The following is a 24,486-nucleotide window of genomic DNA, read 5'->3' on the forward strand; positions in this document are numbered from 1 at the left end:
ATATCGTCAAATATTTGGCGACAGTAACACACCATCAGGACTCAGGGAGATGCACCCATGCGCGTTCTAACCCCCCTCTGCAGCGCGGTTTTGCTGGCCATGGCTTGCACTTCTCAAGCCCAGGCCATGAACCTCACCGAAGCAATACAAAGCACCATCGCCACTCACCCGGAACTGGCCTCGCGCGTGGACGCCCGCCTGTCGGCTGATGAACAAATCAAAGTGGCCAAGGGCGGCTTCTATCCGTCGGTCGATTTGAACGCTGCGTATGGCCGTGGCTACAGCGATAACACCAACACCCGGGCCTTCGGTAATCACCACACCGAAATCCTCAATTACACCCAGTCCGAGTTGCGCCTGCGGCAGATGCTGTTCGACGGCTTCAACACCGCCAACGAAGTCGAGCGCACCAAAGGCGTGTCGAATTCGCGCGCGTATTACGCGCAAGGCACCGCCCAGGATCTGGCCCTGCGTACCATCGAGGTTTACCTCGAAGTGCTCAAGCGTCGCGAACTGGTGACCCTGGCCAGGAACAACCTGCAGGCGCATTTGCGGGTCAACGACCAGATCGGCCTGCGCACCGAGCGCGGCGTCGGCAGCACCGCTGACTCCGATCAATCGGTCGCTCGTAAAGCGCTGGCGCAAAACAACCTCGACACCGCCGAAGTCGATCTGGCGGACGCCGAATCGAACTTCTACAGCGTGGTCGGGCGCATGCCCGATGAACTGGAAACCCCGGCTTCGACCCGTGGCGAATTGCCGACCAGCCTGCCGGAAGCGCAGCAGAGCATGGTCGAAAACAACCCGTATCTGAAATCGGCGCAGGCTGATGTGCAATCGGCCGAGAGCCAGTACGAAGTCGCCAAGTCGCCGTTCTATCCACGTTTCGATGCTGAAGCCGCAGTCGGTGCGAACAACAACGTGCAGGGCGATGAAGGCCACGACAACGAATGGCGTGTAGGTGTGGTGATGAACTACAACCTGTTCCGTGGCGGAAGTGACAAGGCACGTCTGGCCTCCGATGCGCATCAGATCAACCAGGCGATGGATATCCGCAACAACGCCCTGCGTCAGTTGAACGAGAACATTCACCTGGCGTGGAACGCCATGCTTAACGCGAAGAAACAGACCCCGACCGCCCGCGAATACGCGGAAACCACCAAACGCGTACGCGCGGCCTATCAGGATCAGTTCGGCCTCGGCCAACGGACTTTGCTCGACTTGCTCGACAGTGAAAACGAGCTCTACAACGCCAACCGTCGCTACACCGAAATCCGCTACACCGAGGAGTATTCGATGTACCGCGTGCTGGCGAACATGGGCCAGTTGCTGAGCAAACAAAGGGTGGTGCTGCCGGCCGATGCGATCGCTGCGACCGAAGTGAAAAACGAAGCGCGCCTGCCCGAACTGAAATAAACGGCGCAGAAGTTAGCTTTGCCCCGATCGTTCCCACGCAGAGCGTGGGTACGATCAATGAAGCGGTAACAGGGGAGCGATCAATATGACCAGCATGGAACCCGGCCACACCGGGGTCGATCCGCGGCTGAGCTTCGATGATCCGTTACTCGACGGTCTGTTGATCCTCTGCAAACTGCATGGCGCGACAGTCAGTCGCGCCAGCCTGAGTGCGGGGCTGCCCCTCAACAAACAGCGTCTGAGTCTGGACCTGCTGCCCCGCGCAGCCGCCCGGGCCGGGTTGCAGGCGCGTATTCTGCGCCGCGAGCTGAAAGACATCTCGCCACTTAATCTGCCAATTCTGCTGCTGCTCAACGACGGTCGCACTGCTGTTTTACGGCGCTTCGGCGACGACGGCAAAGCACTGATCCTGCCCAGCGAAGCCGATGGCGGCGAGCAATGGATCAACCGTGAAGAACTCGCTGAGCACTACAGCGGTCAGGCCTTGTTCGCTCGGCCGCGCCACGAACTCGAAGACCTCCGTTCACCGCTGGTGCCACGAGTGCATGCGTGGTTTCGCGACACCCTGAAGCTGTCGAAATGGCTCTACAGCGATGCGATCCTCGCCAGTTTCCTGATCAACTTGCTAGGCCTGATGGTGCCGCTGTTCGTCATGCAGACCTATGACCGCGTGGTGCCGAATCAGGCCACCTCGACCTTGTGGGTGCTGTCGATCGGGTTGTTGATCGGCACCGGGTTTGAACTGGTGTTGCGGGTGGTGCGTGCGCACTTGCTCGACACTGCCGGCAAGAAAACCGATGTGATCCTTTCCGCCACATTGTTCGAGCGCATCACCGGCATGTCGATGAAGGCACGGCCGGCGACCATCGGCGGTTTCGCCCAGAGCATTCATGACTTTCAGGGCCTGCGTGAATTTCTCACGGCGGTGACGTTGACCAGTCTGATCGACCTGCCTTTCGTGGTGTTGATGCTGGTAGTGATCGGCTTGCTCGGCGGCTGGCTGGTGGTGATTCCCCTGCTGGCGTTTCCGATCACTATCCTCTTCGCAATGATCATTCAGGTGCGCCTGCGTGACACCGTGCAAAAGAGCCTGAGCCTCGGCGCCGAACGCCAAGCGGTACTGATCGAAACCCTCGGTGGCCTGGAAACCCTCAAGGCCTGCAGCGCCGAAAGCGAGCGCCAGCACAAATGGGAAAGCACCCACGGCGCCCTCACCCGCCTCGACAGCCATGCGCGCAATCTCTCGGCACTGGCCACCAATGGCACGCTGTTCATTCAGCAATTCTCGGGGATGGCGACGATTGTCGCCGGGGTCTACAGCATCATCGCCGGCAACCTCAGCGTCGGTGCACTGGTCGCCAGCTACATGCTCGGCAGCCGCGTGCTCGCACCGCTGGGGCAGATTGCCGGGCTGATCACCCGCTATCAGCAAGCACAACTGACCATGAAAAGCACCGATGCGCTGATGGCTCTGCCGCAGGAACGCGACGGCAAACAGCGGCCGCTGGAACGTACGCAACTGCAAGGCGCGCTGGACGTCAGCGGCGTGACCTTTCATTACAACGGCCAGAATGCGCCGGCGCTGAGCAATGTCAGCTTCAGCCTGAAACCCGGTGAGCGGGTCGGCATCATCGGCCGCAGCGGTTCGGGCAAAAGCACGTTGGCGCGATTGGTCATGGGTTTCTATGAACCCGAAGAAGGCCAACTGCTGCTCGACGGCCTCGACCTGAGACAACTTGACGTCGCCGACCTGCGCCAACAGATCGGTTACGTCGCCCACGATCTGCCGCTGCTCGCCGGCAGCTTGCGCGACAACCTCACACTCGGCGCGCGCTACATCAGCGATTCACGGATGCTCGAAGTCGCCGAACTGACCGGCGTCACCGAACTCGCTCGCCAGCATCCGCAAGGCTTCGACCGGCCGGTGGGCGAGCGCGGACAATTGCTCTCCGGCGGCCAACGCCAGGCCGTTTTGCTGGCGCGATCGCTGCTGCTCGACCCGCCGATCATGCTGCTCGACGAGCCCACCAGTGCCATGGACAACAGTAGCGAAGACCAACTGCGGCAGAAGCTGCACGGCTGGGTGCAAGGCAAAACGTTGCTGCTGGTCACCCACCGCACTTCGATGCTGAGTCTGGTGGACCGGTTGCTGGTGCTGGACAACGGCCGGGTCGTCGCCGACGGTCCGAAAGAAGCGGTCATCGATGCACTGCGCAAGGGCCGTGTCGGCTCGGCGGCGGTTTAGGAGTTGCCCCATGTCTGCTTCCTCCGATAGCAAAGATCGCGGCTACTTCGACAGTTTCGGCAAAAGCGCCGAAGCCGAATTCATGCCGGAAACCGCTGGCGCTTCATTGCAGGATTCACCGCGCTGGTCGCGGATCACCGTGTGGCTGGCGGCGGCGTTGCTGATCAGCGCGGTGGTCTGGGCCAAATTCGCCGTGCTCGAAGAAGTGACCATGGGCGAAGGCAAGGCGATTCCGTCGAGCAAGGTTCAGGTGATCCAGAACCTTGAAGGCGGCATCGTCACCGAGATCTTTGTGCGTGAAGGGCAAATGGTTAACAAGGGCGACACCTTGCTGCGCCTGGATGACACGCGTTTCCGCTCGAACAAGGGTGAGAGTGAGGCGGATCGTTATGCGTTGACGGCGCAGGTCGAACGGCTGTCGGCGGAGGCCGAGGGCCGGCCGTTCAAGCTCTCCGATGAGGTCATCGCCAAGGCGCCGCAAGTCGCCGAGGACGAACGCTCACTGTACGAACAACGCCAGCGCCGGTTGGCCAGTGAGCAGCGCACGTTGAGCGAACAACTGCGGCAGAAGACTCAGGAACTCGCCGAGTTTCGCTCCAAGCAAGGTCAGTTCAGCTCGAGTCTGGCGCTGCTGCAGCAAGAGATGAACATGTCCGAACCGCTGGTGAAAACCGGCGCGGTGTCACCCGTGGAAATCCTCCGCCTCAAACGCAGCGCGGTGGAAATCCGAGGCTCATTGAACGCGACGACGCTGGCCATCCCCCGCGCTGAATCGGCGATTGCCGAGATCCGCAGCAAGATCGACGAGTCGGAACAGACCTTCCGTTCCGAGGCCGCGAAAGAGCTGAATGAGAAACGCACCGACCTGTCGAAAATCACCGCGACCAGCATCGCCATCGACGACCGCGTGACCCGCACCACCGTGACCTCACCGGTGCATGGGGTGATCAAGCAATTGAAGGTCAACACCATCGGCGGCGTGGTCCAACCGGGCAGCGACATGGTCGAAATCGTGCCGCTGGAAGACAACCTGTTGATCGAGGCTAAAGTGCGGCCGCAGGACGTCGCGTTCCTGCATCCGGGGCAGAAGGCGATGGTCAAGTTCAGTGCTTATGACTACACGATTTATGGTGGGCTGAGCGCCAAACTGGAACTGATCGGTGCGGACACGATTACCGATGACAAGGGCAACAGTTTTTATCTGATTCAGGTGCGCACTGATAAGAACCACTTGGGCGGGGATGTGAAACCGTTGCTGATTATTCCGGGGATGGTGGCGACGGTGGACATTATTACCGGGGAGAAAAGTGTCCTGGATTATCTGCTCAAACCCGTGCTGAAAGCCCGGACCGAGGCGATGCGTGAGCGCTAGTCATTGTTGAGATTTGCGGTGATTGATCTGGCGCCTTCGCGAGCAAGCTCGCTCCCACATTTTGGAACGCGTTCCCCTGTGGGAGCGAGCTTGCTCGCGAAGAGGCCGGCACAATCAACGCCTATCTATCGCCATGGTTACGTTGGAAGGTCTCCGCCCCCATCGCCGCAATCTGCCCCTCGATCAACGCTTCGAACGGCTTGAGCAACGACTCGAATGAGGCCGGAGCCTCCAGCGTCTGCAACGCCTGCACAATCGCTTCAATCGTTGACAACGCCCCCGGCCCCGGTGCCTTGCGCAAGCGATAGCGCGACACCCCACCTTCGGCCAGCGTCACCCGTGGCAACGCCGCCAGCAGCGGATTGAGGTGCAACATTTTGCGCGCCTTGCGCCAGGTGCCATCCGGAACGACCAACAACAGTGGTTCATCGGACTCGCCGTAAGCCTGCATCGGCTGCGCATCATCAGCGGGAAACAACAACCGCGCCCGATAGCCCGGACGGTTCAGCAGCGTCGGCAAATCCTCGAACACCTCGCCAACAATCAGCTCGGCATTGCTCAACCCCAGCGCCGCCAACCGCGCGGTATTCAACGCATGACTGACCTCGCTCGGATGCTGCAACAGCAACACCCGCGTGCGGCTGTCGAGGCTCGGGATCAGCGGGCACAGACAATGGGTTTGGGGGCGCAGGCAGCGCGGGCATTGAATTCTGGACATCGGTCTTAAACCTGATTGAGCTGTGCTTTGAGCAAATCGCGGAAGGTCTGGATCAGCGGTTCACGGCTACGGCCCCGGCGCATGATCATCGAAAACGGTGCCTGATAACCGAAGGTCGCCGGCAGCAACACGCGCAGGTCACCCTTGTCGGCCCAGGCCTGAGCGTAGTGCTCCGGCAAATAACCGATGTAGGCACCGGACAGCACCAGAATCAGCTGTGCCTCCATACTTTCCACCGTCGCGGCGCTGTGTTTGAAGCCGTGGCGTGCGAGTTCCGCCTGACTCCAGTACCCACGCCCGACCATGCGCTGCTGGGTGATGACCTGTTCAGGGATACGCCGCTCGTTGAACAACGGATGGCGGCTGCTGCAATACAACCAGTGCTGCTCGCGGTACAGCGGCATGTAGATCAGGCCGCTCATGCGCGTGGAGAACGCACCGATGGCCAGATCGAGTCGGTTGTCCTGCACGCCAAGTTGCAGTTCGTACGGACTCATCACCGACAGATGCAAATGCACCGCCGGGTGTTCCTGGCTGTAGGCGCCGATGGCCTCGGCGAATGGCAAGGCCTTGTCGCTGACGGTGGAGTCGATCACGCCGAGGTTGAGCGTGCCGCGCAGTTCGCCCTTGAGCGCGGCGGCGTATTGCTCGAAACCTTCGAGTTCGGCGAGCAGGCGCAGGGTTTCCTGATGGAACAACTCGCCCTTGCTGGTCAGGCTGAACCCACCGCGCCCGCGATGACACAGCACCAGGCCGAGCGCGGCTTCGAGCTGGCTCATGTAGGTGCTGATCGCCGAGGTCGACAGGTTGAGTTCCTGCTGGGCGTTGGCGAAACCCTGATGACGCACGACGCTGACGAAGATGCGCAACAGTTTCAGGTCGGGTAAAGCGTTGGCCATGTCTGCTCCGGGCTTTAGAGATGTGTTGCCTGATAGAACCTTCCCTCACCCCAGCCCTCTCCCGGAGGGAGAGGGAGCCGACCGCGGTGCTCTCAGGATGCGCATCGACCTGTGATATCGAGTCGATCTCAGGATTTGAAAGCCATGGAGATCAGCCCCCTCTCCCTTCGGGAGAGGGCTGGGGTGAGGGCAGCGATATCCAGCCGATCACTATCTTGAACCCGCCAAAGTCTAATCCCAGCCTCACCATTAGTTTAGAAAAATCTGAACTAAGTTTTTGCCCGTAGCGATTCTTTCCCCGCACTACATTTCGCATCATCGGCCCCACAGCGGCGTCCGAACCCTTGCTCAACGGCGCGCCGACATAAATAAAACAAAGACGATGAGGCCTTACCCGTGGACAAGATTCTTCACCAACCACTGGGCGGCAACGAAATGCCGCGCTTCGGCGGCATCGCCACCATGCTCCGACTCCCCCATGTACCGACCGCTGCCGGCCTGGACGCTGCTTTCGTAGGCGTGCCACTGGACATCGGTACTTCGCTGCGCCCCGGCACCCGCTTCGGGCCACGCGACATCCGCACCGAATCGGTGATGATCCGCCCGTACAACATGGCCACCGGCGCTGCGCCGTTCGACTCGCTGTCGGTTGCCGACATCGGTGACGTGGCGATCAACACCTTCAACCTGCTCGACGCCGTGCGCATCATCGAAGAAGCCTACGACAACATCCTCGAGCACAACGTGATCCCGATGACCCTGGGTGGCGACCACACCATCACCTTGCCGATCCTGCGTGCGATTCATAAAAAGCACGGCAAGGTCGGACTGGTGCACATCGATGCCCACGCTGACGTCAACGATCACATGTTCGGCGAGAAAATCGCCCACGGTACGACCTTCCGTCGCGCTGTCGAAGAAGGTCTGCTCGATTGCGATCGCGTGGTGCAGATCGGTCTGCGCGCCCAGGGTTACACCGCTGAAGACTTCAACTGGAGCCGCGATCAGGGCTTCCGCGTGGTTCAGGCCGAAGAGTGCTGGCACAAGTCGCTGGCACCGCTGATGGCTGAAGTGCGCGAGAAAGTCGGCGGCGGCCCGGTGTACCTGAGCTTCGACATCGACGGCATCGATCCGGCCTGGGCCCCTGGCACCGGCACCCCGGAAATCGGCGGTCTGACGACCATTCAGGCAATTGAAATCATCCGTGGCTGCCAAGGCCTCGACCTGATCGGCTGCGATCTGGTAGAAGTCTCGCCCGCTTATGACACCACCGGCAACACCTCGCTGCTGGCCGCCAACCTGCTGTACGAAATGCTCTGCGTACTGCCTGGCGTGGTCCATCGCTGAGGGTCGGGTCATGAACGCACGTGATCAGGTTTTGCAAGCGGCCGCCGACCTGGTGTCCGCCTTCGCCCGTAACGATCGCGAAGCTTATTTCGGCGCGTTCAGCGCCGATGCAAGTTTCGTTTTCTACACCCTCGAACAGCCGCTGCTGTCGCGCGATGCCTATCAGGCCTTGTGGGACAGCTGGCGCGCCGAGGATGGCTTCGAGGTGCTGTCGTGCACCTCGAGCAACGCCTTCGTCAGCCTGCAAGGTGACGTGGCGATTTTCATCCATGACGTGGCCACCGAGCTGCGCATGCAAGGGGAGCAACACTTCAGCCAGGAGCGCGAGACGATTGTTTTCAAGAAACAAACGTCGAGCCTAGAACAACAAGGCCATTGGCTGGCCTGTCACGAACATTTGTCCGCAATGCCGGAAGGGCTGCCATCCCCTTAGCCAAACAGGTGACGCCTCACGCACGATGAGGCGCGCCTTTATGATCGGAGCAGATCATGAATAACAACAACAACGACCAAAGCCTTACGCAGATTGAAACCCACGGGGTCGAACAGATCCCGGACCACGAACGCAACGCAGGCCCGACGGACTTGTTCCGGATGATCTTCGGCGGTTCGAATACCTTTGCCACCGCCGTGCTCGGCAGTTTCCCGGTGCTGTTCGGTCTGTCTTTTCAGGCCGGCGTCTGGGCGATTGTGTCGGGCGTGCTGCTTGGCTCGCTGATCCTCGCACCGATGGGCCTGTTCGGCCCGCTCAACGGCACCAACAATGCCGTGTCGTCCGGTGCGCACTTCGGCGTGCACGGGCGGATCGTCGGTTCGTTCCTGTCGCTGTTGACCGCTATCGCGTTTTTCTCGCTCTCGGTGTGGAGTTCGGGGGATGCGCTGATCGGTGGTGCAAAACGCCTGATCGGTCTGCCGGAAACCGACCTGACCCTTGGCCTGGCCTACGGTCTGTTCGCGATTCTGGTGCTGACCGTGTGCATCTACGGCTTCCGCTTTTTACTGTGGGTGAACAAGATCGCGGTGTGGAGCGCCAGCCTGTTGTTCCTGCTGGGCATCTTCGCCTTTGCCGGTCCTTTCGACGCGCATTACGCCGGCACCGTCAGCCTCGGTCAGCCGGGCTTCTGGGCCGCGTTCATCGGTGCCGCCCTGGTGGCAATGAGCAACCCGATTTCCTTCGGCGCGTTCCTCGGCGACTGGTCGCGCTACATCCCGCGTGAAACGTCCAAGCAACGCATCATGGCGGCGGTGGTGCTGTCGCAGATCGCCACGTTCATCCCGTTCCTGTTCGGCCTGACCACCGCGACCATCGTCGCGATCAAGGCGCCGGACTACATCGCGGCGAACAACTATGTCGGTGGTTTGCTCGCGGTGTCGCCGAGCTGGTTCTTCCTGCCGGTGTGCCTGATTGCGGTGATCGGCGGCATGTCCACCGGCACCACCTCGCTGTATGGCACCGGGCTGGACATGTCCAGCGTGTTCCCGCGTGTTCTCTCGCGAGTGAAAGCGACGCTGCTGATCGGCGTGCTGTCGATTGCCTTCATCTTCATCGGGCGCTTTGCGGCGAACCTGGTGCAAAGCGTGTCGACTTTCGCCGTGCTGATCATCACCTGCACCACGCCATGGATGGTGATCATGATCATCGGCCTCTTGGTGCGTCGCGGCTTCTATTGCCCGGATGACCTGCAAGTCTTCACGCGCGGCGAACAGGGTGGGCGTTACTGGTTCAGCCACGGCTGGAACTGGCGTGGCCTGGGTGCATGGATCCCGAGCGCGGCGGTTGGCTTGTGCTTCGTCAATTTGCCGGGGCAGTTCGTTGGCCCACTGGGTGAAATGGCCGGCGGCATCGACATCAGCTTGCCGGTGACCCTCGGCCTGGCCTCGGTGGTGTACCTGACGCTGCTGAGCCTGTTCCCGGAACCGCGCGAGGTGTTCGGCCCGAAGGATGACCGCAGCCAAGTCGTAGAAAAAACTGAACTGCGTCAGGCCGCCTGACGCCGATCCCCTGTGGGAGCGAGCCTGCTCGCGAAGACTTCAGCACATTCAACATTGATGTGACTGACAGACCGCCTTCGCGAGCAGGCTCGCTCCCACAGTGAGATTCGAATTCAGCCTCAACATAAAAAAGACAATCGGAGACACGCCATCATGGCTTTGGATTTATTCGTCGTCCTCATCTACGCCGCCGGCATGCTCTTGCTCGGCTACTTCGGCATGCGCAAGGCCAAGACCAACGAGGACTTTCTCGTCGCCGGGCGTAACCTCGGCCCAAGCCTGTACATGGGCACCATGGCCGCGACCGTACTCGGTGGTGCGTCAACCGTCGGCACCGTACGTCTGGGCTACGTGCACGGCATCTCCGGTTTCTGGCTGTGCGCGGCACTCGGTTGCGGCATCGTTGCGCTGAACCTGTTCCTCGCCAAACCGCTACTGAAACTGAAGATCTACACCGTTACCCAGGTCCTGGAAAAACGCTACAACCCGATGGCCCGCTCAGCGAGCGCGGCGATCATGCTGGCCTACGCACTGATGATCGGCGTGACCTCGATCCTGGCGATCGGCACCGTGTTGCAAGTGCTGTTTGACCTGCCATTCTGGGTTTCGGTACTCGTTGGTGGCGGCGTCGTGGTGATCTACTCGGCGATTGGTGGCATGTGGTCGCTGACCCTCACCGACATCGTCCAGTTCATCATCAAGACCGTGGGCCTGATGTTCATCCTGTTGCCGATCTGCCTGTACCGCGTCGGCGGCTGGGACGAACTGGTGCTGAAACTGCCGGCCACTGCCTTCAGCTTCACCACGATCGGCTGGGACACGATCATCACCTACTTCATGATCTACTTCTTCGGCATCCTGATCGGTCAGGACATCTGGCAACGGGTGTTCACCGTCAGAACCGCGAAAGTCGCGCAATATGCCGGCAGCATCGCCGGCATCTACTGCATCGTCTACGGCCTGGCCTGCGCGCTGATCGGCATGGCTGCGCATGTGCTGATCCCGGATCTGGACAACGTCAACAACGCTTTCGCCGCCATCGTCAAACTGTCGCTGCCGGACGGCATTCGGGGTCTGGTGATCGCTGCGGCACTCGCTGCGATGATGTCCACCGCCAGCGCCGGCCTGCTCGCCGCTGCCACCACCATAACGGAAGACCTGCTGCCGAAACTGCGTGGCGGCAAACAGTCGAGCCTGGGCATCAACCGCCTGTTCACCCTGCTGACCGGTGTTGTCGTACTGGGTATCGCGTTGGTAGTGAACGATGTAATCAGCGCCCTGACCCTCGCTTACAACCTCTTGGTGGGCGGCATGCTGATCCCGCTGATCGGTGCGATCTTCTGGAAACGCGCGACCACCGCCGGCGCCATCGCCAGCATGGGCCTGGGTTTTGCCACCGCGCTGCTGTTCATGTTCAAGGACGGTCTGGACGCCAACACGCCGATCTACTACAGCCTGGCTGTGGGTCTGGTGAGTTTTGTGGTGGTGAGCCTCGCCTCGCGCCGTCCTGTCTCGGTGGCTCGCGCGATCTAAGCTGAAACATAACGACTTGATGCTTTCTTCGACGAGTGTGGCGTCGGTTGCCACACTCGTTTTTTTACGCCGGGAGAAAAGTACTGATGAAGATCGTTTCTCGCGATCAGTGGTTTGAGGTGCAGCACCTGAGCGATGGCGTTCGGCTGATTCACGAGCCGTATATTCGGCCGTTTTACCGCTGCAACCTCTGGCACGTTCAGGGTCGCGACAAAGACCTGTTGCTGGATAGCGGTTCGGGGCTGGTGAGCCTGCGCGAGCAGTTGCCATGGATCACCGAGCGTCCACTGGTGGCGGTGGCCAGTCATTGCCATTTCGACCATATCGCCGGGCATCATGAGTTTGCTGAACGGCTGGTGCATCGCGCCGAAGCGGACATCCTTGCAGCGCCGGATGGCGAGAACGATCTGAGCCGCGCGTTCGTCGGCGATGACATGTTCGAAGCGCATCCGGACTGCCCGTTGTGCTACGCCGAATACCGGGTCAAAGCCGCGCCGGCCACCGGGTTTGTCGAGGACGGTGATGTGCTCGATCTGGGCAATCGCACGCTGCAAGTGCTGCACACACCGGGGCATTCGCCGGGCGGGATCAGCCTGTATGAGGCGGCGACGCAAACCCTGTTCAGCGGCGACATCATCTACGACGGGCCGCTGATCGAAGACGCCTACCACTCCGATCTGCAGGACTACGCCGCCAGTCTGCGACGTTTGCAGAAGTTGCCAATACGCACCGTGCATGGCGGGCATTTCGGCAGCTTTTCCGGGGAGCATTTGCGCTCGATGATTGACCAGTGGTTACGCGGCCACGCCTGAGGCCTGCTTCAATCAAGCAGAATAACCATCAGAAAAAATCTGCCATGAGAAGAGCTGCCGTGCGTGCCGCCGTGCATCGATATATCCGGCGTCTGCTGGAAACCCGCGAATTCACCGACAACACCAGCCTGGTGCAATTGGGCCTGGAGAAAGCCGATATAGAAGATCTGATCTTCCATCTGGAAGATGAATTCGGACTGACGGCGTTCACCGCCGAGGAAGACCGCATGCTCAAGACCGCGAAGACCGCGAATGACTTGAGCAGTTTTTTGCTGGAAATCGGCCGGCACTGAAAAGCAAAAGATCGCAGCCTGCGGCAGCGCCTACATTAATCCATGTAGGCGCTGCCGCAGGCTGCGATCTCTTGATCTTGAATCCTTGATCTCGGATCGGGGGCGTTACCGGCGCCGTTGTTGACGGCGACGCTGCTCGTCATCGGTGCGGATCGGTACAGGTTGTAGAGGCGGTTCGATCAAACCGAGGGCAACACCCAAATCGTGCAGCCAGTTTTGAATTTTCTCTTTCATCGTCATGCCCCCTTCAGGGTGGTGCTGAGCGGCCGGAATTCTGAGGTCGCTTCGCACTGATAATAGTCCGAAGTCCTACGCAATGCTCGGCCAAATCCGCAATGATCTGTTACTGAATTGAACAGAATATGCCGCCATTGGTTCAGGCTGTTTCCCGGGTTTCGATCTGAGCCGCAGGATAGACAGCCTGCTGCACCTCGATCCAGGCATTGAGGTTGGCGCCGACCATGCCCTTGCGCCACATGAGCCATGTTGTCGCAGCCACAAATGGCTCGGCCAACGGATGCACCGCGACGCTATCGCGCCCCGGCAGACTGGCCAGCATCGACTCCGACATCAACGCCACGCCACTGCCGGCAATCACGCAGGCGAGCATGCCCTGATACGACTCGATCTCCATCGCCCGGCCCATAGTCGCGTGATAGTGCGAAAACCACGCCTCCAGGCGCATGCGGTAGGAACAGCCGCGACGAAAGGTGAACACCGAACGCCCTTCAACATCCCGGGCGCTGCGCACCGGCGGATGATCGATTTCAGTGATCAGCACCAGCCGCTCCTCGCACAACGGCACGCCGTCGAGCCCGGCCAGTTCCAGCGGGCCGTCGACCAACGCGGCATCAAGACGGCCGGTGAGCAAGCCCTCCAGCAACTCCCCACTGGGCGCTGACTGCACCTGTAGATTCACCGCTGGATACTGTTTGTGATAACGCGCCAGCAGCGCCGGCAGATGAATCGCCGCCGTGCTGTACATGGTGCCCAACGCAAAATCGCCGGCCGGTTTGCCGCCCATCACCGCCGCACTGGCCTGATCGCGCAAGGCGAACAGTTTGCCGGTGTAGTCCAGCAGGACTTTTCCCGCAGGCGACAGCTGCAAACGCTGACGCTCACGGACGAAAAGCTCGACACCGAGTTGTTCTTCGAGCTGTTTGAGCCGGGTCGACAGGTTCGACGGCACCCGGTGCAGGCGTTCGGCGGCGCGGGTGATTGATCCCTCCTCGGCCACGGCCTGAAAGATCCGCAGTTGGCTGAACTCCACAACCTTTCTCCATAACAGAACAAGTTACTCACTATTATTCAATTTTAAAGAAAGTCAATCAGTCCTAGCCTGACGGTCATTGATCCTTCAAAGGAATCCCGACCATGTCGCCCCTGATTCGCTTATCCGCCTGCTTCGTGGCCCTGATGATGGCCATGGGTATCGGGCGTTTCGCCCTCACCCCGCAAATGCCACACCTGCTCAGCGAAGGCCAGATCGACCTGACGGCCGCCGGTCTGATTGCGGCGGCCAACTACCTCGGCTACTTGCTCGGCGCGGTCGACGCGATGTTCGCGCATCGCCCGCAGCAGGTTCAGCGGCGCCTGCACGGCGGCTTGTGGTTGTGCGTGCTGCTGACCCTGGCGTCGTTTTGGGCCGATGGTTTCTGGTCGCACCTGGTGCTGCGTTTTGGCACCGGAGTGGCAAGTGCCTGGGTTCTGGTGATGATCACGTCTTTAAGCCAACCCTTGGCAGCCGCAGCGGGTCGTCCACGTTTGGGCGCTCTGGTATTTGCCGGACCGGGTTTGGGGATTTTTCTGACGGGGTTGTTGGCGCTGGTCTCACATCTACTGAATCAGACGTCCGCAACGTTGTGGCTGATTTATGCAGTGGCTGCGTTGGTGATGATGTTGGGCGTATGGCGACTGCTGCCAACGCCTGTCGCAACGGCAACGGTGGTTGCAGCGCCAGTCAGTCCATCGAATCGGGGCATCGGACGGCTGGCCTTGATCTATGCACTTTACGGCGTCGGCTACATCATTCCGGCGACCTTTCTGTCGCAAATGGCTAATGCGCAGTTTCACGGACAATGGCAGGCGGATCTGTTCTGGCCTTGCTTTGGTCTGGCTGCGGCGCTTGGTGTGTTGCTGGTGAGCCTGCGGCGTCACGATCCCGCAACCACCCGGCACTGGTTGATGGCGACGTTGTGGCTGCAAGCGGCAGGCGTGTTCGCCTGTCTGCTGGGCAGCGGCATCGGCCTCGCACTGGGGGTGATCCTCTGCGGCACGCCATTCCTCGCCTGCATGCAACTGGTCATGCAGCGCTCGCGGGAACTGGCGCCGCACGCCACCCAGCGCAATGCCGGCATGCTCACCGCGTGCTTCGCCGTCGGCCAACTCAGCGGCCCGTTGCTGGCGGCGCTGAGCAGCCATTTCAGCGGTGGCTTGCAGCCGGCGCTGATCATCGCCGGCAGCGGCTTGCTGATTGCCGGCGGCCTGGCGATGCAGTCGGCTAGCGCTGGCCCAGCGCTTTGCGCAAACGCCGACGCAGCCACTGCTCGGCGCTGACAAAGGTAATACCGAGCAGCACCAGCACGGCGCCGACCACGAAGTTAACAGTCAACTGTTCGCCGAGCAGCAACACGCCAAAGGTGACGCCGAACAGTGGCGTCATGAACGAAAATACCGCGAGGTTGGCTGCCAGATACCGGCGCAGCAACCAGAACCAGATCAGGTAGCTGAAGAACGACACCACCAGCCCCTGAAACAATACGCTGGCCACCGCCACAGGGGTCAGGCTGACGTGGGTGATCTGCCCGCTGAACAGCGCGATCAGCAGCAGGCCGAGGAAGCCGACGATCAACTGATAGAACAAGGTCAGCGTCACCGGTGCTTCCGACAGCCGCGAGGCGCGCACTACCACTGTGGTTGCGCCCCAACAGGCGCCAGCCAGCACGCCAAAGGCATCGCCGAGCAGCATGCGCCGGTCAAGGTTGTCCCACGACACACCGCCGGCGAAGGCAATCGCGATGCCGATAAACGCGAGCAGAATGCCCAGCCATTGCAGCGGTCGCAGGCGCTCACTGGCCAACAGGAAATGCACACCCAACGCGGTGAAAATCGGTGCGGTGTAGAGGAAAACCGACATGTGTGCGGCGGTGGTCAGCTGCAAACCTTCGGCGATGAAGAAGAACTCCAGACCGAACAGCGCACCGGCCAGCAGCCCGCCACGCCAGGTCACGCCAACCTGATCCCAGCCGCCCTTCCAGCAGATCAGCAAACCGACCAGCAACGCAGAAATTCCGGAGCGCGCCGCCGCTTGCATCACCGGCGCAATGTCCGGCGCCGCCCATTTGATCATCACTTGCTGCACGCCCCAGATCAGGCAGAGGCCGACCATCACTTGCAGGGCAAAACTGTCGGCGTTGCGCCGCTCAATACTCACCGCAACACCTCGAACATACACAACATGGCAGGCCATCCAATGGTCAGAAAACAATGCTGGGGATTATCAATCAGTCGGGCGGAAAAAGCCGTCTGGAAAAGACATTTAGTTCTTCAGTGGCGGCAGGGGTGAATGGCTGTCGGCTGCGCCGCCATTCGCGAGCAAGCTCGCTCCCACAATTGAACGCATTTCCCTGTGGGAGCGAGCTTGCTCGCGAAGAGGTCCGCACCGCCAACCCGCATTTCGGATCAGACCGTGGCAAACCGCCTCGCCAACAAAAAACCAACAGCACAAGCCACAGCCGTGGCAAACGTTCCCCATGCCCAATCCATCAACGTCACCTGCACCGACCAGCCACGCAACGTCGCCCAATTGGTCAGGTCATACGTGCCGTAAGCTATCAACCCCAACAATGCGCCCCGCTTCGCCGCCCACTGCCAGGTCGCTGCCGGCAGCACCACAAACACCACACAGCCGAAAACATACAGGCAATAAAAAACCGCTGCGGGAACCAGCAGCGGTTTTTCCAGCATCAGCGAACCGAGCAGTTCGCGATAGGTCGGCGCCATCAACAGGCCGAGCCAGACGCCGTCGAGCAACAGAAACGTCACCAGCGTGGCAACGTAGGCAACCAGAGACTTCTTCATCACACCCGCCCTCATGTAGGAGCTGCCGAAGGCTGCGATCTGTTGATCTTCAAAGTCAAAAGATCGCAGCCTTCGGCAGCTCCTACATGGGGCCAGCGGTGTCTCAGGTTAGTTCAATGCGATCAGCATGAATAACGATCTTGCCTTCCTTGTACAGCGCGCCGATAGCCTTCTTGAAGTTGCCTTTGCTGACGCCGAACAGGCTGCTGATCAACGCTGGATCGCTCTTGTCGCTGACCGGCAGTGTGCCGCTGTTGTCGCGCAACCTGGCGAGGATCTTCGAGTTCAGGCTGCTGGCCGCTTCCTGACCAACCGGTTGCAGGCTCAAGGCAATCTTGCCGTCGGCGCGGACTTCCTTGATGTAGCCCTTCTCGCTCATGCCGGCGCGCATGAACTTGAAGATTTCATTCTTGTGAATCAAGCCCCAGTGCTTGTTGTTGATGATCGCCTTGAAACCCATGTCGGTGGCTTCGGCAACCAGCAGATCAACTTCCTGGCCCTGGCTGTAATTGGCCGGGGTCTTGTCGAGGTAGCGATCCAGACGCGCTGTGGCGGTGATGCGGCGGGTGTGCTTGTCGAGATAGACGTGCACCACGCAGTATTCGCCGGCGGTCATCTGGCGCTTTTCTTCGGAATACGGCAGCAACAGATCCTTCGGCAGCCCCCAATCGAGGAACACACCGATGCTGTTGACTTCAACAACTTTCAGACTGGCAAATTCGCCGACCTGAACTTTGGGTTTTTCCGTGGTAGCGAGAAGTTTGTCTTCGCTGTCCAGATAAACAAATACGTTGAGCCAATCTTCATCTTCGGTCGGAATATCTTTCGGGATATAACGATTAGGCAAAAGAATCTCGCCGTCAGCACCGCCATCCAGATATAAACCGAAGTTAGTGTGTTTAACCACTTGCAAACTGTTGTAACGCCCGACTAAAGCCATTTCCAGAACCCTCATTGCGTGGGCGGCATTCTACCCGTTTTTGGCGTGGCCGTCGGGCGGCAGATCTGCGCGCTGTTGAAACCCGCTCAACGCCTTGATTTTCCTTGTTCGCGGGAGGGCTGAGGTGCCGCTCGTCAGGCTGGCAGAACCGCTTACCGTTGAGCATCCCGGTGCGCCAGCAGCTAAATGTTTTTATTTAAAACAGCAGGTTAGGCGGATATTTCGAATATTGAATCGAGAATAATGCAGCACAGCGCTGGGTTATTCCGGGGGATATTTACCAAGCAATTGTCAAGTTATTCCTGTACGATGCCTGGCCGAGTTACTTTTCTACAGGTTAATGGCCGCCATGCGTGTAAAAGCATCCACCAGCAAAGCAAAGCCAGCTCCAGCCGTTGAAACCAGCGAATCGATCAACGATCAGATCGCAGCGTTCCTCAAGTCCGGCGGCGAGATTCAGCAAATTGCCAAAGGCGTCAGTGGCCAGACATTCGGCCCGTCCAAGCAGATCAGCCTGGGCAAGAAGTAACACCCGGTTTTACACCCGTCCAGAGGCGCTTTGAGCTTCGAAGCGTCTGGACTGGCTCCGCGCAACATCCCCTTCGCTTTAAACAAAAATCCTTGTAAATCGACGAACGGCCATCAATGCCGATCATTCGCCGGTATCCTTGCACGCGTCTAGATCAAGCGTTTCAGCAGGCCCGCCGCCTGTGCTCGCTGTTCATGGAGTGACGCATGCGCAAATCATCCTGTTTATCACTTGTAGGCCTGCTGGCTTGCGCGACCGCGCACGCGCAGATTTTCCAGCGTGAACTGGGCGATTTCGATCTCAAACTCGGCACCACGCCTTCACGCAGCATGGCCCAGGGTCTGGTCAAACCGGCTGCCGTCGGTTCCTTCCACGGCGGCCTCGACCTTAGCCACGACAGTGGCCTCTACGTTGGCCAATACGCGCCGAGCATGGGCATCACACCTGGCAAGAATCTCGAAATCGATTCCTACGTCGGCTTCAAACAACCTTTCGATCAAACCCTCGGCTATGAAGTCGGGATGATCCACTACAGCTATCCCAAGGTAGATACCCTCGACAGCCAAGAGCTGTTCGGTGGTCTGACCTTGCTCGGCAGCCGTTTCGGTGTGGCCTTCAGCAACGATCCGGATAAACAGAACAACACGTTGTTTGCCGACCTTGGCGGCAATCAACCGTTCGGCATCGGCGTCAGCATGAAATACACCACTCACCAACTGAACACGCCAGTGGCCGTGGACGGCGGTTATGTCAGCAGCTTTACCGATTGGTCGGTGAAACTGTCCCGGCCGTTCATGGGTGTCGATCTCGACCTGATCTACAGCAACTCCAGCCTCAGCGGCAGCGATTGCTCGGCTTATTCCGGGCACAACAGCCAGTGCGACGGGCTCGTCACGCTCAAGGCTGCGCGCGCGTTCTATTGATCGGCTGAACTGCCGGGTTCATTCTGCGTTCACATAGGAATCAGTCCCTCGAAGCCAGGCTCACGCAAGGATTCGCCCATGTCTCGCTGGTTCAAACACATCGCCGCGCTACTGATTTTCACCCTCGCCCTCGGCGCTTGCAGTCGCGTCGGCCTGGCCTATCGCAACCTCGACGTCATTATTCCATGGACGCTCAGCGACTATCTGGACATGAACGGCGAGCAGAAAGACTGGTTCAACGAACGCCTCAAGGACCACCTGAGCTGGCATTGCACCACGCAATTGCCGGGCTATCTGGACTGGCTTGATCGCCTGCAAACCATGGTCGAAACCAATCAGGTCAGCGATGCCGCGTTACAGGCGCGCACTGCGGAAGCCAAGCAGGCGATTGCCGAAACCGCTCGAGAGATCACCCCGTCGGCGATCGAGTTGCTGCAAGGGCTGGATGACAAGCAAGTGGCCGAGATGAATGACGCGTTTGCCAAAGATCTGCGCAAGCGTCAGCAGGAATACCTTAAACCACCGCTTGATCAGCAAATTGCCGAGCGCGGGGCGCGAATGGTCAAACGTCTGAACGACTGGCTCGGCCCCTTGAGCGCCACGCAAGAGCAGCGGGTCATGGCGTGGTCGACCGCGTTGGACGATCAGTACACGCAATGGATTGCCAACCGCGCCCATTGGCAGAAGCAGTTCAGTGCAGCTGTCGCACAACGCAAAAGTCCCGAATTCCCACAGAGAATCGAGACGCTTCTGGTCAATCGCGAGAGTTTATGGACAGCGGATTACCGCAAGGCCTTCGCCGATACTGAAGCGCAGGGACGCTCGCTGGCGGTGGATTTGATGGCTGAGAGTACGCCGCAACAGCGGCAGCGTTTGTTGAAGAAGATCGAGGGGGTGCGTAAAGACTTCAACGACCTCAAGTGCTTCAAGGCCGCGCAAAAAACCTGAACATACCCGAATCCAATGTAGGAGTGAGCCTGCTCGCGATAGCGGACTTCCAGCGACATCAATGCTGACTGGAAGATCGCTATCGCGAGCAGGCTCACTCCTACAGGGGGATCTGCGTGAACTCAGGCGATCTGGGCTTTGGAAGCCACTTCATCAAACGTCGCCTCAGCCAGCGCATCCTCCTGCTCATCCAGCACCTGACGCGGGTGATCATTGCCGGGAATGCTGCTGTCGATCAGGCTCAACAGGCTTGAGCCGCGAGGCGTCAGGACAAAATTGTTTCCGGTGCTGCCCTCCTCATCCGGACGCGGTGCAATGTAACCGCGCAACAGCAGCAACCTTTCATATTCGCAAGCCAGCGTTTTCAGATGATCCAGATTCTCGATCGGCTCGCCGGCGATGGCTTTCGCCGCCGCATAGTCTTCGGCGTAGGCGCGAGGGGCAAAGCTATGGCCGGCGCTGTTCTGCACTTCATGCAGCAAGCGTTCAATCAAATCCCAGTTGTAAGTCGTCATCCTGATTCAACCTCCGGTGCGCGTGATTTATGGCGCGTTCATAGGTTGTGACCTGAGCGGTTCCCAGCCGTTCAGCCGCATTTCCCGAGGCGACCGACCGGCGGTCTGTCGATTTCCCGCAGGGTTAAACGACTAGTCTGAAACAGACGGTTTCAACCCCGCAGGAGAAATCATCATGAAAGTTGAGAATCACCCGGTGGTATCGCGCGAAGAATGGCTCGCCGCCCGTAAGCAACATCTGGCCCACGAAAAAGCCTTCACCAAGGAACGCGACCGCCTCAGCGCTGAACGTCGCGCGCTGCCGTGGGTGAAGGTCGACAAGGACTACCATTTCCAGGGGCCGAACGGCGAACTGAAACTGGCTGACCTGTTTGGCATACACAGCCAACTGGTGGTTTACCACTTCATGTTTGCCAAAGACTGGGAGGAAGGTTGCCAGGGGTGCTCGTTCCTCAGTGACCACATCGATGGCGCCAACCTACATCTCGCGCATCACGATATCGCCGTGGTTGCGGTTTCGCATGCGCCGTTCAACGAGTTCCAGGACTTTAAACGGCGGATGGGCTGGAAGTTTGACTGGGTGTCGTCAGAGGGTTGCGACTTCAACTATGACTTCGGGGTTTGCGCCCGGGCTGAAAAGGTCGCTGCTGGCAAGGCTACGTACAACTACGAAAAGACTGAGAGTGCCGAGGAGGAAATGCCGGGATTGAGTGTGTTTTATCGCGATGAGGCCGGGGAGATTTTCCACACCTACTCGACCTACGCTCGCGGTCTCGACATGCTGGTCGGCGCCTACAACTACCTCGACCTCACGCCCAAGGGCAGGAATGAAGACGAGATCATGGACTGGGTGCGGCATCATGATCGGTATGAAGGTACGGCAAAATCTGCCTGCTGCCACGATCAATGAGACGGTCAGTCAGATCCTGATTTTCCATTAGCGTGCATCACAAGGGATTTGCCTTGAGTAAATCCCTTTAGCGCTATCAAAAACTTCAATCGTCTTGAGGCTCAATATACTTCAAGTCAATTTTCAACTTGCCTAGCACAACATCCAACGTAACCTCGCACGCATTCCAGACCGGTAGCGCAGCTATCATGTTTTGCGCTTTATACAGTTTTCTGAGGGCAATCAGACTTTTATGGATACCGACATCCACTTCAGGACTTCCCGGACTAAACCAATCCTTCTCTCCCGCCCCATCAATATAATCAAACAGCAATTTACAATGATCGTCCTCGGCAGAAAGTTCAGCCTCAACGATAACTGCAGTCGCTGAATCAGGTGCAGTGTCAATCAGTATCTGGCCAATACGGCGATAAATCTCGTCTTCGCTCATCCTGTTCGCCCTGAGCAGCCAAAGGTTGCTCTCGTGCTTCCCTCCATTTCCGATGAAGCAGGTGACAACATCGCTGTCAGACATGGGCCTGTCACCCTTATCCTCTGAACCTGAAATCTGTACGCATCAAAGCTAACACTTCGCGCCAATTCCAGAGAATCCCCTCTAGATGGTCAAAAGCAACACTCCGCCCCACTTCGCTTTCAGAAAAGACATTCATCGCTTTTTTACAAGCAACATAGAAAACGTTAAAACAAAGCGCATCAACGTCTCGTAGTGAGATAAAACTCTGACCCTGTTCATCCAGCGTTTCATAAACTTTCAGCAGGCAATCGCTATCCTTCGCTGAACAACAAGCCCGGGTACTCTCGACGATGCAGTCAAACAACCCTCTGGTTAACGCCAACCCGAGACCATCTGCGATCGCTATGTACATCCCCATACATAACCTCAGAATTATGATTTTGTTTCAGAGGGGATAAATGCGCGCTTCGGCCAGAACGTCCAAAGCGATGCGAAAACGCCCACAGGGTAGCCTGCGAGAAGTCTGTTCGATCCCTCTATATCGATGTGAATGCGCGATGGTAGATTGCCATTATTCTAGCGTCAATAAGTCATACCGCAGCTTTTTCCACAACCGCTCTAAAGTGGACTTTTGCATCTCAATGCTGACGTTTCGCCGAAAAACGCTACCTGCTGATCGCATAAAGTGATGCCACTTCGGGCACTCGATACTGAACTTTTGGCTGCTTCAAACCCTCAACCGGTTAACCCGCCTTAACCGGAACTGAGGCCTGCCCCGATGAAAACCCTGATAAAGCTCACCCTCGCCGCCACGCTCGCCTGTGCCCTGCCCGTCTGGGCCTGCACGCCGGAAGAAGCCACCGCCAAACGCGAACAATTGGCCAAGGAAGTCTCGAAGCTGACCGAGCAGAATCCGGCCAAGGCCAAGGAGATCAATGCCGAATTGCAGAAGATGGATCTGGGCACGGCCAGCAAGGATCTGCCGGACAAGTGCCAGTTGATTGATCAGCGCTTGAAAGAACTGAATTCTGCCGAGAAGAAGACCGAGGGCTAACCAGCAAGATCAAAAGATCGCAGCCTGCGGCAGCTCCTGCACAAAACCCTGGAGCTGCCGCAGGCTGCGATCTTTTGCCACCGAAAATGCACTAGTGCATTTATCTATTTGCATTAACGCATATCACTGACTAGGGTTACATCGAGCAAGGAGATCGGAACCGGCCACAGAAGATGGCAACCGTTAAGCACCGATCGCTCAGCAACACCGCAACACCCACACAAGCTGGACGCTTGTTTTCACTCATGGAGGATTGAAAAATGTTAACCACAGCAGCAACACAACTCACCGGCGAATCACTGCCAAGGTGCCTGGCCAGTCACCTGCTCGACCCGCAACTCGCCGAAGTCGAAGCCGCTGAACAGCTCAGCGCCCGCGCCGCCGGCAGCCTCAACTTCAATATGCAGAAACAGACCCAGACCAACTGGTGCTGGGCCGCCGTGTCCGCCTCGGTCGGCAACTATTACGGCACCGGCAACTGGACGCAGTGCGGCGTGGCCAGCACGCAACTCGACCGCAATTGCTGCAATCAGCCGGGGCCGTGCAACGTCTACGGCTATCTGGATTCCGCCCTGCAAACCACCCGCAGCTATAACGGCATGAATCAGGGTTCGCTGCAGATGTCGGCCATTCGGAACCAGATCAGCATGGGCCGCCCGGTCGGTTTGCGCTGCGCCTGGTACGGCGGCGGTGCGCATTTCCTGACGATCTACGGCACCAATGGCGATTACCTGTTGGTGGCGGATTCGATTTATGGCTATTCGACCCGTGCACTGAACGCGTTCCCCCGTGCCTACAACGGCGGCGGCAACTGGACTCACACCTACTTCACCGTGAAAAACTAGGAGGGCGACATCATGCAACTGACTTATCCAAAGGCGCCTTCCAACGGCGTTCAGACTTTGCGCCCGGCGCTGCAAGCCGCACTGCAAACCCAAGGCTTTGGCGCTAATCGCCAATTCGCCAACGCAGCACCTGCGAAGATCAGCCTCAGTGAGGCCTATCGCGGCTACTCGTTGAACCTGGAGGACCTGAGCCAAGGCAAAGGTCTGCAAGACGCACGGATTGGCGACTGGCATTACCTGGTGTTTGCCGACGGCGTGACGATTGCCGATGCGCAATTGGCCGAGGTACGCGGGCATGTCGAGTTCGCCTCGTTGAACCACGGCGATCACGCCGCCGCTACGGTGGGCGCGCTGAAACTGGCGGAACAAGCGCCGCAACTTCGAGGCAAGACCGTTGAGTTGCGCGTGCTGTTTGTCTCGGCCCTGCATGTTGTGGCGATCTGGCTGCATGCCGACGGTGAGGACGTGCTGATCCCGATTGAGCCGAGCCCGAAAGAACTGGCGACCACTCGGTTGTACAGCGAGGGCGCCTTGCTCGCTGCGCTGAAACCGGCAGCGGATCAAGCCAAACGGCGCTTCGATGCCGACACCAGTGGCCAACTCGGCAACTGATGGCTAAAAAAAAACCGGACATTGTCCGGTTTTTTTATGCGCGTCTGAA

General features: G+C 58.9%; 27 protein-coding genes. 17 read left to right on the forward strand and 10 right to left on the reverse strand.

All coding sequences use genetic code 11. The annotated features are described in order from the left end of the window. The first annotated feature begins 57 nt into the window (after nucleotides 1-57). The 3 genes from HUW52_RS23690 (at nucleotide 58) to HUW52_RS23700 (ending at nucleotide 5,033) form a co-directional block, all read left to right on the forward strand. Nucleotides 58-1,416 (forward strand): TolC family outer membrane protein, encoded by a 1,359-nt coding sequence (locus HUW52_RS23690; protein ID WP_175555043.1) that lies wholly within the window; start codon nucleotides 58-60, stop codon nucleotides 1,414-1,416. Between the two features lie 85 nt (nucleotides 1,417-1,501). Beyond that, nucleotides 1,502-3,661: a type I secretion system permease/ATPase gene (locus HUW52_RS23695; RefSeq protein WP_175555044.1), complete on the forward strand. Its 2,160-nt coding sequence runs from the start codon at nucleotides 1,502-1,504 to the stop codon at nucleotides 3,659-3,661. Between the two features lie 10 nt (nucleotides 3,662-3,671). Further along, nucleotides 3,672-5,033 carry an HlyD family type I secretion periplasmic adaptor subunit gene (locus tag HUW52_RS23700; RefSeq protein ID WP_016985930.1) on the forward strand — a complete coding sequence of 454 codons (1,362 nt, stop codon included), beginning with the start codon at nucleotides 3,672-3,674 and terminating at the stop codon, nucleotides 5,031-5,033. A gap of 121 nt (nucleotides 5,034-5,154) precedes the next feature. Here HUW52_RS23700 and HUW52_RS23705 read toward each other — a convergent pair whose 3' ends face one another. Beyond that, on the reverse strand, nucleotides 5,155-5,751 hold the full coding sequence (locus tag HUW52_RS23705) for a tRNA-uridine aminocarboxypropyltransferase (protein WP_175555045.1): 597 nt from the start codon (nucleotides 5,749-5,751) through the stop codon (nucleotides 5,155-5,157). Nucleotides 5,752-5,756: 5 nt separating this feature from the next. Beyond that, nucleotides 5,757-6,650, reverse strand: a complete 894-nt coding sequence (locus HUW52_RS23710; RefSeq protein WP_141128955.1) for a LysR family transcriptional regulator — start codon at nucleotides 6,648-6,650, stop codon at nucleotides 5,757-5,759. Nucleotides 6,651-7,046: 396 nt separating this feature from the next. Between HUW52_RS23710 and speB the strand changes: the two genes are divergently transcribed. From speB to HUW52_RS23740, 6 genes are all read left to right on the forward strand, one after another. After that, on the forward strand, nucleotides 7,047-7,997 hold the full coding sequence (gene speB / locus HUW52_RS23715; protein WP_175555046.1) for an agmatinase: 951 nt from the start codon (nucleotides 7,047-7,049) through the stop codon (nucleotides 7,995-7,997). Nucleotides 7,998-8,007: 10 nt separating this feature from the next. Then, nucleotides 8,008-8,430: a nuclear transport factor 2 family protein gene (locus HUW52_RS23720; protein ID WP_175555047.1), complete on the forward strand. Its 423-nt coding sequence runs from the start codon at nucleotides 8,008-8,010 to the stop codon at nucleotides 8,428-8,430. Nucleotides 8,431-8,486: 56 nt separating this feature from the next. After that, nucleotides 8,487-9,989: a cytosine permease gene (locus tag HUW52_RS23725; protein WP_175555048.1), complete on the forward strand. Its 1,503-nt coding sequence runs from the start codon at nucleotides 8,487-8,489 to the stop codon at nucleotides 9,987-9,989. A 153-nt stretch (nucleotides 9,990-10,142) separates the two neighbouring features. After that, the gene (locus tag HUW52_RS23730; RefSeq protein WP_016985934.1) at nucleotides 10,143-11,522 is read left to right on the forward strand and encodes a sodium:solute symporter; all 1,380 of its coding nucleotides are present in this window, start codon (nucleotides 10,143-10,145) and stop codon (nucleotides 11,520-11,522) included. Between the two features lie 86 nt (nucleotides 11,523-11,608). Continuing rightward, nucleotides 11,609-12,334 (forward strand): MBL fold metallo-hydrolase, encoded by a 726-nt coding sequence (locus HUW52_RS23735; RefSeq protein ID WP_175555049.1) that lies wholly within the window; start codon nucleotides 11,609-11,611, stop codon nucleotides 12,332-12,334. Nucleotides 12,335-12,378: 44 nt separating this feature from the next. Further along, nucleotides 12,379-12,627 carry an acyl carrier protein gene (locus HUW52_RS23740; protein ID WP_175555050.1) on the forward strand — a complete coding sequence of 83 codons (249 nt, stop codon included), beginning with the start codon at nucleotides 12,379-12,381 and terminating at the stop codon, nucleotides 12,625-12,627. Nucleotides 12,628-12,732: 105 nt separating this feature from the next. On the opposite strand, the gene HUW52_RS30500 is transcribed toward HUW52_RS23740, so the two are convergent. Continuing rightward, entirely contained in the window at nucleotides 12,733-12,861 is a 129-nt protein-coding gene (locus tag HUW52_RS30500) for a PA1414 family protein (RefSeq protein WP_007914492.1), read from the reverse strand. Between the two features lie 142 nt (nucleotides 12,862-13,003). Beyond that, nucleotides 13,004-13,897, reverse strand: a complete 894-nt coding sequence (locus tag HUW52_RS23745) for a LysR family transcriptional regulator (RefSeq protein ID WP_016985938.1) — start codon at nucleotides 13,895-13,897, stop codon at nucleotides 13,004-13,006. Between the two features lie 104 nt (nucleotides 13,898-14,001). Here HUW52_RS23745 and HUW52_RS23750 point away from each other — a divergent pair, with 104 nt between their 5' ends. Then, on the forward strand, nucleotides 14,002-15,183 hold the full coding sequence (locus HUW52_RS23750) for an MFS transporter (protein WP_175555051.1): 1,182 nt from the start codon (nucleotides 14,002-14,004) through the stop codon (nucleotides 15,181-15,183). On the opposite strand, the gene HUW52_RS23755 is transcribed toward HUW52_RS23750, so the two are convergent. From HUW52_RS23755 to HUW52_RS23765, 3 genes are all read right to left on the reverse strand, one after another. Then, nucleotides 15,128-16,060, reverse strand: coding sequence for a DMT family transporter (locus tag HUW52_RS23755; RefSeq protein ID WP_016985940.1), 933 nt, complete (start codon nucleotides 16,058-16,060; stop codon nucleotides 15,128-15,130). The two genes, HUW52_RS23750 and HUW52_RS23755, sit on opposite strands and share 56 nt — an antisense overlap. Before the next feature lie 248 nt (nucleotides 16,061-16,308). Further along, on the reverse strand, nucleotides 16,309-16,707 hold the full coding sequence (locus tag HUW52_RS23760; RefSeq protein WP_175555052.1) for a DUF2177 family protein: 399 nt from the start codon (nucleotides 16,705-16,707) through the stop codon (nucleotides 16,309-16,311). A 103-nt stretch (nucleotides 16,708-16,810) separates the two neighbouring features. Continuing rightward, nucleotides 16,811-17,647: a S1 RNA-binding domain-containing protein gene (locus HUW52_RS23765; RefSeq protein WP_016985942.1), complete on the reverse strand. Its 837-nt coding sequence runs from the start codon at nucleotides 17,645-17,647 to the stop codon at nucleotides 16,811-16,813. A 340-nt stretch (nucleotides 17,648-17,987) separates the two neighbouring features. Between HUW52_RS23765 and HUW52_RS23770 the strand changes: the two genes are divergently transcribed. From HUW52_RS23770 to HUW52_RS23780, 3 genes are all read left to right on the forward strand, one after another. Continuing rightward, nucleotides 17,988-18,176 carry a hypothetical protein gene (locus tag HUW52_RS23770; RefSeq protein WP_016985943.1) on the forward strand — a complete coding sequence of 63 codons (189 nt, stop codon included), beginning with the start codon at nucleotides 17,988-17,990 and terminating at the stop codon, nucleotides 18,174-18,176. 206 nt (nucleotides 18,177-18,382) lie between these two features. After that, nucleotides 18,383-19,099 (forward strand): TorF family putative porin, encoded by a 717-nt coding sequence (locus HUW52_RS23775; RefSeq protein ID WP_175555053.1) that lies wholly within the window; start codon nucleotides 18,383-18,385, stop codon nucleotides 19,097-19,099. A gap of 78 nt (nucleotides 19,100-19,177) precedes the next feature. Further along, nucleotides 19,178-20,047 carry a DUF6279 family lipoprotein gene (locus tag HUW52_RS23780; RefSeq protein WP_175555054.1) on the forward strand — a complete coding sequence of 290 codons (870 nt, stop codon included), beginning with the start codon at nucleotides 19,178-19,180 and terminating at the stop codon, nucleotides 20,045-20,047. A gap of 122 nt (nucleotides 20,048-20,169) precedes the next feature. On the opposite strand, the gene HUW52_RS23785 is transcribed toward HUW52_RS23780, so the two are convergent. Further along, nucleotides 20,170-20,562 carry a transcriptional regulator gene (locus HUW52_RS23785; RefSeq protein ID WP_175555055.1) on the reverse strand — a complete coding sequence of 131 codons (393 nt, stop codon included), beginning with the start codon at nucleotides 20,560-20,562 and terminating at the stop codon, nucleotides 20,170-20,172. A 175-nt stretch (nucleotides 20,563-20,737) separates the two neighbouring features. On the opposite strand from HUW52_RS23785, the gene HUW52_RS23790 reads away from it, so the two are divergent. Then, nucleotides 20,738-21,472 carry a thioredoxin family protein gene (locus HUW52_RS23790; protein ID WP_175555056.1) on the forward strand — a complete coding sequence of 245 codons (735 nt, stop codon included), beginning with the start codon at nucleotides 20,738-20,740 and terminating at the stop codon, nucleotides 21,470-21,472. 85 nt (nucleotides 21,473-21,557) lie between these two features. Here HUW52_RS23790 and HUW52_RS23795 read toward each other — a convergent pair whose 3' ends face one another. Together HUW52_RS23795 and HUW52_RS23800 are read right to left on the reverse strand one after the other, a co-directional pair. After that, the gene (locus HUW52_RS23795; RefSeq protein ID WP_016985947.1) at nucleotides 21,558-21,986 is read right to left on the reverse strand and encodes a hypothetical protein; all 429 of its coding nucleotides are present in this window, start codon (nucleotides 21,984-21,986) and stop codon (nucleotides 21,558-21,560) included. A gap of 13 nt (nucleotides 21,987-21,999) precedes the next feature. Then, entirely contained in the window at nucleotides 22,000-22,338 is a 339-nt protein-coding gene (locus tag HUW52_RS23800) for a hypothetical protein (protein ID WP_157786318.1), read from the reverse strand. Nucleotides 22,339-22,704: 366 nt separating this feature from the next. On the opposite strand from HUW52_RS23800, the gene HUW52_RS23805 reads away from it, so the two are divergent. The 3 genes from HUW52_RS23805 (at nucleotide 22,705) to HUW52_RS23815 (ending at nucleotide 24,437) form a co-directional block, all read left to right on the forward strand. Further along, nucleotides 22,705-22,980, forward strand: coding sequence for a hypothetical protein (locus HUW52_RS23805; protein WP_016985949.1), 276 nt, complete (start codon nucleotides 22,705-22,707; stop codon nucleotides 22,978-22,980). 260 nt (nucleotides 22,981-23,240) lie between these two features. After that, nucleotides 23,241-23,825 carry a papain-like cysteine protease family protein gene (locus tag HUW52_RS23810; protein WP_016985950.1) on the forward strand — a complete coding sequence of 195 codons (585 nt, stop codon included), beginning with the start codon at nucleotides 23,241-23,243 and terminating at the stop codon, nucleotides 23,823-23,825. Nucleotides 23,826-23,837: 12 nt separating this feature from the next. Continuing rightward, nucleotides 23,838-24,437 (forward strand): hypothetical protein, encoded by a 600-nt coding sequence (locus HUW52_RS23815; protein ID WP_175555057.1) that lies wholly within the window; start codon nucleotides 23,838-23,840, stop codon nucleotides 24,435-24,437. Nucleotides 24,438-24,486 lie beyond the last annotated feature (49 nt).

The organism is Pseudomonas sp. 43A, from assembly GCF_013363935.1.
In the GTDB taxonomy this organism is placed as follows: Bacteria; Pseudomonadota; Gammaproteobacteria; order Pseudomonadales; family Pseudomonadaceae; genus Aquipseudomonas; species Aquipseudomonas crudilactis.

Bases quoted from the DNA above. Each gene is read 5' to 3' on its own strand.
- HUW52_RS23810 (WP_016985950.1), top strand. From the start codon at position 23,241: ATGTTAACCACAGCAGCAACACAACTCACCGGCGAATCACTGCCAAGG.
- HUW52_RS23805 (WP_016985949.1), top strand. From the start codon at position 22,705: ATGAAAACCCTGATAAAGCTCACCCTCGCCGCCACGCTCGCCTGTGCC.
- HUW52_RS23795 (WP_016985947.1), bottom strand. From the start codon at position 21,986: ATGTCTGACAGCGATGTTGTCACCTGCTTCATCGGAAATGGAGGGAAG.
- HUW52_RS23730 (WP_016985934.1), top strand. From the start codon at position 10,143: ATGGCTTTGGATTTATTCGTCGTCCTCATCTACGCCGCCGGCATGCTC.
- HUW52_RS23815 (WP_175555057.1), top strand. From the start codon at position 23,838: ATGCAACTGACTTATCCAAAGGCGCCTTCCAACGGCGTTCAGACTTTG.
- HUW52_RS23750 (WP_175555051.1), top strand. From the start codon at position 14,002: ATGTCGCCCCTGATTCGCTTATCCGCCTGCTTCGTGGCCCTGATGATG.
- HUW52_RS23765 (WP_016985942.1), bottom strand. From the start codon at position 17,647: ATGGCTTTAGTCGGGCGTTACAACAGTTTGCAAGTGGTTAAACACACT.
- HUW52_RS23725 (WP_175555048.1), top strand. From the start codon at position 8,487: ATGAATAACAACAACAACGACCAAAGCCTTACGCAGATTGAAACCCAC.
- HUW52_RS23700 (WP_016985930.1), top strand. From the start codon at position 3,672: ATGTCTGCTTCCTCCGATAGCAAAGATCGCGGCTACTTCGACAGTTTC.
- HUW52_RS23775 (WP_175555053.1), top strand. From the start codon at position 18,383: ATGCGCAAATCATCCTGTTTATCACTTGTAGGCCTGCTGGCTTGCGCG.
- HUW52_RS23760 (WP_175555052.1), bottom strand. From the start codon at position 16,707: ATGAAGAAGTCTCTGGTTGCCTACGTTGCCACGCTGGTGACGTTTCTG.
- HUW52_RS23800 (WP_157786318.1), bottom strand. From the start codon at position 22,338: ATGTACATAGCGATCGCAGATGGTCTCGGGTTGGCGTTAACCAGAGGG.
- HUW52_RS23705 (WP_175555045.1), bottom strand. From the start codon at position 5,751: ATGTCCAGAATTCAATGCCCGCGCTGCCTGCGCCCCCAAACCCATTGT.
- HUW52_RS23790 (WP_175555056.1), top strand. From the start codon at position 20,738: ATGAAAGTTGAGAATCACCCGGTGGTATCGCGCGAAGAATGGCTCGCC.
- HUW52_RS23770 (WP_016985943.1), top strand. From the start codon at position 17,988: ATGGCCGCCATGCGTGTAAAAGCATCCACCAGCAAAGCAAAGCCAGCT.
- HUW52_RS23695 (WP_175555044.1), top strand. From the start codon at position 1,502: ATGACCAGCATGGAACCCGGCCACACCGGGGTCGATCCGCGGCTGAGC.
- HUW52_RS23710 (WP_141128955.1), bottom strand. From the start codon at position 6,650: ATGGCCAACGCTTTACCCGACCTGAAACTGTTGCGCATCTTCGTCAGC.
- HUW52_RS23690 (WP_175555043.1), top strand. From the start codon at position 58: ATGCGCGTTCTAACCCCCCTCTGCAGCGCGGTTTTGCTGGCCATGGCT.
- HUW52_RS23785 (WP_175555055.1), bottom strand. From the start codon at position 20,562: ATGACGACTTACAACTGGGATTTGATTGAACGCTTGCTGCATGAAGTG.
- HUW52_RS23720 (WP_175555047.1), top strand. From the start codon at position 8,008: ATGAACGCACGTGATCAGGTTTTGCAAGCGGCCGCCGACCTGGTGTCC.
- HUW52_RS30500 (WP_007914492.1), bottom strand. From the start codon at position 12,861: ATGAAAGAGAAAATTCAAAACTGGCTGCACGATTTGGGTGTTGCCCTC.
- HUW52_RS23735 (WP_175555049.1), top strand. From the start codon at position 11,609: ATGAAGATCGTTTCTCGCGATCAGTGGTTTGAGGTGCAGCACCTGAGC.
- HUW52_RS23780 (WP_175555054.1), top strand. From the start codon at position 19,178: ATGTCTCGCTGGTTCAAACACATCGCCGCGCTACTGATTTTCACCCTC.
- HUW52_RS23740 (WP_175555050.1), top strand. From the start codon at position 12,379: ATGAGAAGAGCTGCCGTGCGTGCCGCCGTGCATCGATATATCCGGCGT.